The 6,538-nt window shown below is 72.7% G+C and carries 5 protein-coding genes; 1 reads left to right on the forward strand and 4 read right to left on the reverse strand.

Annotated elements, in window-relative coordinates; genetic code table 11:
• Window positions 1–91: 91 nt before the first annotated feature.
• Window positions 92–1,450 (forward strand): DUF6986 family protein, encoded by a 1,359-nt coding sequence (locus D7V93_RS34975; protein WP_120647500.1) that lies wholly within the window; start codon window positions 92–94, stop codon window positions 1,448–1,450.
• Here the strand turns inward: D7V93_RS34975 and D7V93_RS34980 are convergent.
• From D7V93_RS34980 to D7V93_RS34995, 4 genes are all read right to left on the reverse strand, one after another.
• Window positions 1,442–2,557, reverse strand: coding sequence for a zinc ribbon domain-containing protein (locus D7V93_RS34980; RefSeq protein WP_120647501.1), 1,116 nt, complete (start codon window positions 2,555–2,557; stop codon window positions 1,442–1,444). The two genes, D7V93_RS34975 and D7V93_RS34980, sit on opposite strands and share 9 nt — an antisense overlap.
• Before the next feature lie 78 nt (window positions 2,558–2,635).
• Window positions 2,636–4,018 carry a tail fiber domain-containing protein gene (locus tag D7V93_RS34985; RefSeq protein WP_120647502.1) on the reverse strand — a complete coding sequence of 461 codons (1,383 nt, stop codon included), beginning with the start codon at window positions 4,016–4,018 and terminating at the stop codon, window positions 2,636–2,638.
• Window positions 4,019–4,084: 66 nt separating this feature from the next.
• A complete protein-coding gene (locus D7V93_RS34990; protein ID WP_120647503.1) occupies window positions 4,085–5,152 on the reverse strand; it encodes a DUF2804 domain-containing protein in 1,068 nt (355 codons plus the stop codon).
• 107 nt (window positions 5,153–5,259) lie between these two features.
• Window positions 5,260–6,432 (reverse strand): ABC transporter permease, encoded by a 1,173-nt coding sequence (locus D7V93_RS34995; RefSeq protein WP_120647504.1) that lies wholly within the window; start codon window positions 6,430–6,432, stop codon window positions 5,260–5,262.
• Window positions 6,433–6,538: the final 106 nt, after the last annotated feature.

Raw genomic sequence — 6,538 nt, forward strand, 5'->3', positions numbered from 1 at the left:
CTCCCCGCTTCCTGTCCCCGTCCCTCGACGGCGGCTCCCATCCCCTGCCGCTGGAACCTCGCCTTGCCTCCGATGGAGGCCCTGGAGTCCCATGAAGACCACGCTCACGCCCGAACGCTCCGCCGCCTCCCGCGAAGCCCTGCGACGCGCCAACGCGGCGTTCGCCCGCGTGTACCCGGGCGAGTCCGCCTCCCGCCAGCCCGTGCACAGCGTGTACGGCGGCGCCCACCTCTTCCGCGCCACCACGGCGCGGAAGATGGGGGACCTGGCCCTCGCGGCGCTGCGCGAGTACGCCCCCGACAGCACGGCGCTGGCCCACGGCCTGGGCCTGCCCCAGCGCGGCGGCTTCGCCCAGCGCGTCCATGCCCGCGTCGTGGAGAAGCTGGAGCGCGAGCCCGTGGAGGACTTCCGCATCGACTTCGAGGACGGCTACGGCCACCGCCCCGACGCCGAAGAGGACGCCCACGCCGTCTCCGCCGCCGCCGAGGTCGCCCGCGGCCTCGCGCAAGGCTCGCTGCCCCCGTTCATCGGCATCCGCGTGAAGTCCTTCACCGAGGAGCTGTACGCCCGCGCCTCGCGCACCCTGGACCTCTTCGTCACCTCCCTGCTGGAGCACACCGGCGGCAGGCTCCCGCCGTCCTTCGTCGTCACCCTGCCCAAGGTCACCGTGCCCGAACAGGTGACCGCCCTGGCCCACCTGCTGTCGGAATTGGAGTCCGCCCACGGCCTGCCCTCCGGCGCGCTGACGCTGGAGCTGATGGTGGAGACGCCCCAGGCCCTCTTCGACGCGCGCGGCCGGCCCCACCTGCTCTCCCTCGTGGAGGCCGGCGAGGGCCGCTGCTCCCACGTGCACCTGGGCGTCTACGACTACACCGCCGCCCTCAACGTCAGCGCCCACGTGCAGAGCATGCTCCACCCCGCCTGCGACCACCTGCGCGACACCGTGCAGGTGCTGCTCGCGGGCACCGGCGTGCGCCTGTCCGACGGCGCCACCAACGTCATGCCCGTGGGCCCCCACCGCAAGCAGGGCGACACGCCGCTGCTCCCCACCCAGCAGCGCGAGAACACCGACGCCGTGCACCGCGCGTGGCAGGTGGCGTACCGGCACACGCGCCATTCACTGGAGCGCGCGTACTACCAGGGCTGGGACCTGCACCCCGCCCAGCTCCCCGTGCGCTACGCCGCCGTGTATGCCTTCTTCCTGGAGGGCCTGGAGCCCGCCTCCCAGCGCCTCAAGGCCTTCGTGGACAAGGCCGCCCAGGCCACGCTGCTGGGGAACGTGTTCGACGACGCCGCCACCGGCCAGGGCCTGCTCAACTTCTTCCTGCGCGGGCTCGCCTGCGGCGCGCTCACCCAAGAGGAGGTCCGGGCCACCGGCCTCACGCTGGAGGAGCTCCACAGCCGCTCCTTCCGCGCCATCGTCGAGGCCCGCGCCACCCCGTCACGCTGAGGTCGGCGGTCCCCGCGGAGGCTCCGGAGGAGGCTCTGGAGGCGGCTCCGGGGGACCTGGCACGCCCCGGTGCCCCAGCCACTCGCGCGACACCGCTACGTCCACCGCGAGGATGCCCAGCAGGAACAGCCAGGGCCCCAGCCGCGCCGACAGGCCCGTCAGCGCCCAGACGGTGACGAGCCCCGCGAGCACCGGCGCCACCCCCGGCGGCAATGCCTGACGCGCGCGCCGCACCGACGCCAGCACCCCCAGCGCGAGCAGCGACAGCACCACGCCGGTCGCCCCCAGCCGCGACTGGCCGGACACGGCATACCGCGACGCACCGCCCAGGAACGGATCCCGCTGCCAGGTGTGCGTGTCTTCAATCTCCCGGCCGAAGTTGCTGTCCACCGTGATGGTGCGCTCGCGCTGGAGGAACAGGCCGCCCACCGGCGCGCCCAGCCGCGAGGACCACGGCAGCAGCATCCCCACCGCGCACGCGGCCACGCCCGCGAACACCCACCGCTTCAGCCGCACCTCTCCCGGCCGCCGGGGCAGCGCGTCCTGCGCCGCGGGCGACGCCCGGAACGCCCGCCACTGCACCGAGCCCACCACCAGCGCCGCCAGCACCCAGAGGAGCGGCGCCACGCCCAGGCCCAGCGACAGGAACGCCTCCGTCACGGTGAGCGCCGTGAACATCGGCAGGAACGCCGGGTGCGACGCCCACTGCACCACCGGCGCCAGGACGGCGGGCGGCGGGTGGCCCGCGGCGCCCAGCTCGCGCGCGCCCAGCATCAGGCTCCCCACCAGCATCAGCACCGCCCACGGCAGCTCCAGGCCCCCCCCCACGAAGGGCAGCACCGGCACCAGCACCGCGGCCGTCACCAGCCCCGCGCCCAGCAGCGGCAGCGAGCCCCCGGGCAGTCGCTCGCGCAGCCTCGGGTCATCCAGCACGTCCTGCACCGCGCGGCCCGCGGTGTCCGCGGCCCGCTGCGCCTTGTCCGCCACGTCGTCCATCACCGGCGACTCCGGCGCGTCCCCGGCCCGCGTCACGCTCCGGCCGCAGTGGGGACACGTCCGCGACGACAGGTCTTCAGGGAGCGGCTGACCACAGTGCGGACAGGACATGACGCGATACCCTCCTCGGCGACGAAGGGGGACGTGAAGCCTCGCGGCGCGCCCCCCTGCTTCCACGAACCCGGGACGTCAGCGCTTCGCGTCCCGCGCATGCACGGCCGCTTCCAGCCGGGCCAGGCTGCGCTGCATTTCAGCCATCTGCGCCTTGAGCGTGTCCACCTCCGCGCTCTTCGCGTTCAGCTCCTGCGTGCGACGCGCCAGCGCCTGGATGGCCACCATGTTCACACCGTCGATGTCCAGCAGGCCAATGCTCTTGTCATCCGTGCCCAGGCCGAAGGCCGCGCGGAAGTCCTGCGCCACCGGGCCCACGTGCCGCACGCCGTCCGCCTCCGCCTTGTAGCGCCAGCTCTCCACCGGCATCGCGGCCACCTTCGCCAGGACCTCCTCCCCGTCCACGCGGCGGAAGTCCTCCTTGGTGGCGCGGTCCGACGTGCAGGACCAGGTGCCGGAGCCCGCCGGCAGGTCACACCCCGTGCCCAGGTCGCTCTGCGTGCGCAGCCGCACCCCGCCCGACGCGCGCACCATGAACTGGTTGGACGCGGTGTTCGTCACCGCGCTGGTGACGGCCCTGTCGGCCCAGATGAACGAACCCGGGAAGCCGCCGGACCCCGCCCGCTGCCCCAGCGCCGTGGAGTAGTCCGCGTCCGCCACGTTGCGATAGCCCATCGCCACCGCGCCCTGGCCGCTGGCCGTGTTGGTGAAGCCCATCGCCGTGGAGGCAAAGCCACTCGCGGTGCTCGAAGCGCCCGTGACGAACGCCGCCGTCCCACTGGCCTTGTTGCTGACACCCAGACATGCCGCGGCCGAGCCGGCCGCCTCGCACTGGTCGCCGTACGCGAAGCTGGCGAGCGCGCTCGCCAGCGTCAGGTTGCCACCCGCGAAGGAGTAGAAGCCGATGTTCGCCTCATCCCACTGCGTCTCGGCGTTGCCCACGCGGAAGGCCGCCTTGTTCGGGTGCCACATCAGCCGCAGGCCCTTGCCCGTCATGGGGAGGGTGCCGAAGCCCAATTCGCCGCGCACCAGCAGCCCGCCCGCGGAGTCCAGCGTGAAGAGACGGAACTGGTCCCACGAGGGCTGCGTGTCGCCACTCGCCGTGTTGCGCACGAGCAAGAGCGGCGTGGCCGGCGTCGCGTTCGTGGTGGCGTCGAGGAACACCTCCTTGTTCGCCGTCAGCCGGCCCTGCACCTGGCCCGTGCCCGTCACCGCGAACGACGCGGCCTGCGGCGTCTCCCCGTTCTGGATGGCGGTGCTCGCGGCCGTCAGCCGCGGGTCATTCCCCTCCACCGCCGTGCCCGGGCCGTTGCCGTAGACGACGCTCACCGCCTCGCCGTCCAGCTTCAGCCCCGTGCCCACCTGCCACTGCGAACCTCCACCATCGGAGTCGGAACCACACCCGCTCCCGCCCGCCACGGCGACCCATCCCAGCGTGACCACCAGTCCTCGGACTGACATGCAGTGCTCTCCCGGTGAAGGGCGCTCACACTGGCAAAGCACTGGGTCGGAGTAAACCCAGCACCGCTACCAGAGCATGTCCTGGTCCTCGGTGACGCCCGGGAGGTTGGACACCGCCAGCTCGCGGCCGGCCACGCGCAGGGTGCCCTCGAAGAAGCCGACGGGCTGGGCGAAGTGGCTCACCACGAGGCGCAGGTTGCGCTCCTCGCGGTGCACGTAGATGGGCCTGAAGCGCAGGTCCACCGCGCCGTCGTCCGTCGTCATGCGCCAGGGGTCCAGCAGCTCCTTCGCGTTGTATTCGAAGCGCGCGCGGCCCACCGGGTAGAGCCGGTCCCCCACCCAGAGGGCGTTCTCGTTGGCCTGGGCGTCGCCCTCGTTGAAGCCCTCCACCAGGTTGAGGCCCACGGGCGTGCCGTCCGAGAGCCGCCCGGCCGCGAAGGCCCAGCGCCAGGCGGTGTGCCGCGCCAGGTAGCCCTGCGTGTAGTCCATGCCGCCCACGCCGCCGTCCAACCGGAAGCGCTTGCCGCCCGCCTCCAGGCTGCCGAAGGCCAGCAGGCCGCTGCGCTTCTGGGTGACGTTGACCAGCCCGTCGCCCGCCACCGGCGCGATGACGGTGAGGGCCGGCGGGCCGCCCGCCACCAGCAGCTCGCCCTTCCACTGGAAGGTCTGGAGCGACTGCGTGCGCATGCGGCTGACGTCCACCTCCACCTGGTAGCGCTCGTCGGCCTCGCCGCGCTTGACGGACATGCGGCCGCCCAGCGTGCGGAACGCGGCCACCAGCCCCGCGCCCGGCTTGTCGCTCACCTCCGCGAGCGGCCCGGGCACGCCCAGGAAGCTCACGTCGCACAGGGGCTTCTTCTCCTGGAGGTCCACCGCGACCGCGAAGGCGTTGGCCGTGTAGCCCAGGTCCACCACCGCGAAGAGGGCCGCCACCTCCTGCGTGGCGACGAAGGTGTAGTGCCAGCGCTTGCGCTTGAGCAGCCGCGTGGTGCGCCCCGGGGCCCACTTCCCCAACAGCTTGGGCAGGTCCACTTCGGGCAATTCACCCTGGTACGTACCGAACCGCGGCTCTCCCTCCGACGAGGCCACCGAGGCCGGCGCGAAGGGCAGGAGGGCTTCTCTCTCAGGAGTCATCTCACGGCATTGGACGGCACTTCGCCGTCCCTGTCACGCGGACATCGCGCCCCCGCGCGAGACAACCGGCGCCCGGCGACACCCACCGGACGTTTCACGCCTGCTCGCTAGCTCCGGCCGAAGATGATGCGCTCCTCGGACAACAGTCGCGTGGTGAAGCGCAGGGCCACCGCCGCCACCACCAGGCACGACAGGAGCGCGAGGACGAAGGGCACGGGGCCCAGCGTCTCGCCGCGCATCACCTCGGCCGCGAGCATCTCCTGCCCCAGCACCGGCACCGCGAACATCCACGTCTGCGTCTGGATGGGCGACAGGGCCAGCATCATCCCCGGCAGCGTGGGCAGCACCATCAGGAGCGACAGGTACGTCTGCGCCTCCTTGTACGAGCGCGCATACGTGGACACCCACATCTGCACCGCGGACGCGGCGAGCACCAGCGGCAGCACCGCCGCCAGCATGCTCAGCGCGGCCTGCAGGTCGAAGCGGGCGCGCACGCCCAGGTCCTCCAGCGGCACGCGCTTCACCGCCAGGAAGTATCCCAGCAGACACAGCAGCACGCCCGCGCCCGCCATGGCGCACGTGGCCAGCCACTTGCCCGCCACCACCGCGCCGCGCGGGGCGGGGTTGAGCAGCAGGGGCTCCAGCGAGCCGCGCTCGCGCTCGCCCGCCATCGTGTCGCTGGCCAGCTGCATGCCGCCCGCGAACGCCGCCATCACCAGGAACAGGGGGATGGTGGTGAGCACCGTGGCCGCGGTGCGCTCCGGGGTGGACAAATCCAGCTCATCCACGCGCACGGGCAGCGCCAGCTCCGGCGCCACGCCGCGCGCGAACAGGCGCTGACTGCCCATCTGCTGGGAGTACACCCCCAGCATCCGCTGCGCGCGCTGCACCGACTGGCGCGCCTTGTTGCGCGAGCTGTCCACCACCAGCCGCACCGCGGCGGTGCGCCCGGAGGCGAAGTCCTCCGCGTAGTCGTCCGGCACCACCAGCACCACGTCCAGCTTGCCGGCCTGCACGAGCGCCTCGTAGTCCTTGGGCGCCTCCGACAGCTTCGCGCCGTAGCGCTCCAGGAAGGCAATCAGGCTGGGCGCGTGCTCGCGGCCCACCACGGGCATCTCCAGCGGCCGGTCCTGCCGGTACCAGGAGGCCATGACGTTGAACATCACCAGGAAGACGAGCGGGCCCAAGAGCGGCCACATCACCGCGGAGCCCAGCGTGCGCCGGTCGCGCAGGTGGTCCCGCACCTCCTTGCGCAGCACCGTCCCGACGAGCCGCCTCATTCGCGCAACCCCTGCTCGCTGCCAATCACGCTCACGAAGGCTTCCTCCAGGCTGTCCTTGCCGGTGCGCTCGCGCAGCGCGTCCGCCGTCCCGTCCGCCACCACCC

It is taken from the genome of Corallococcus llansteffanensis (assembly GCF_003612055.1).
Classification (GTDB): Bacteria; Myxococcota; Myxococcia; order Myxococcales; family Myxococcaceae; genus Corallococcus; species Corallococcus llansteffanensis.

What these genes read in the sequence shown, in the direction of transcription:
- D7V93_RS34985 (WP_120647502.1), bottom strand. Translation starts at nt 4,018, where the DNA reads ATGTCAGTCCGAGGACTGGTGGTCACGCTGGGATGGGTCGCCGTGGCG.
- D7V93_RS34980 (WP_120647501.1), bottom strand. Translation starts at nt 2,557, where the DNA reads ATGTCCTGTCCGCACTGTGGTCAGCCGCTCCCTGAAGACCTGTCGTCG.
- D7V93_RS34995 (WP_120647504.1), bottom strand. Translation starts at nt 6,432, where the DNA reads ATGAGGCGGCTCGTCGGGACGGTGCTGCGCAAGGAGGTGCGGGACCAC.
- D7V93_RS34990 (WP_120647503.1), bottom strand. Translation starts at nt 5,152, where the DNA reads ATGACTCCTGAGAGAGAAGCCCTCCTGCCCTTCGCGCCGGCCTCGGTG.
- D7V93_RS34975 (WP_120647500.1), top strand. Translation starts at nt 92, where the DNA reads ATGAAGACCACGCTCACGCCCGAACGCTCCGCCGCCTCCCGCGAAGCC.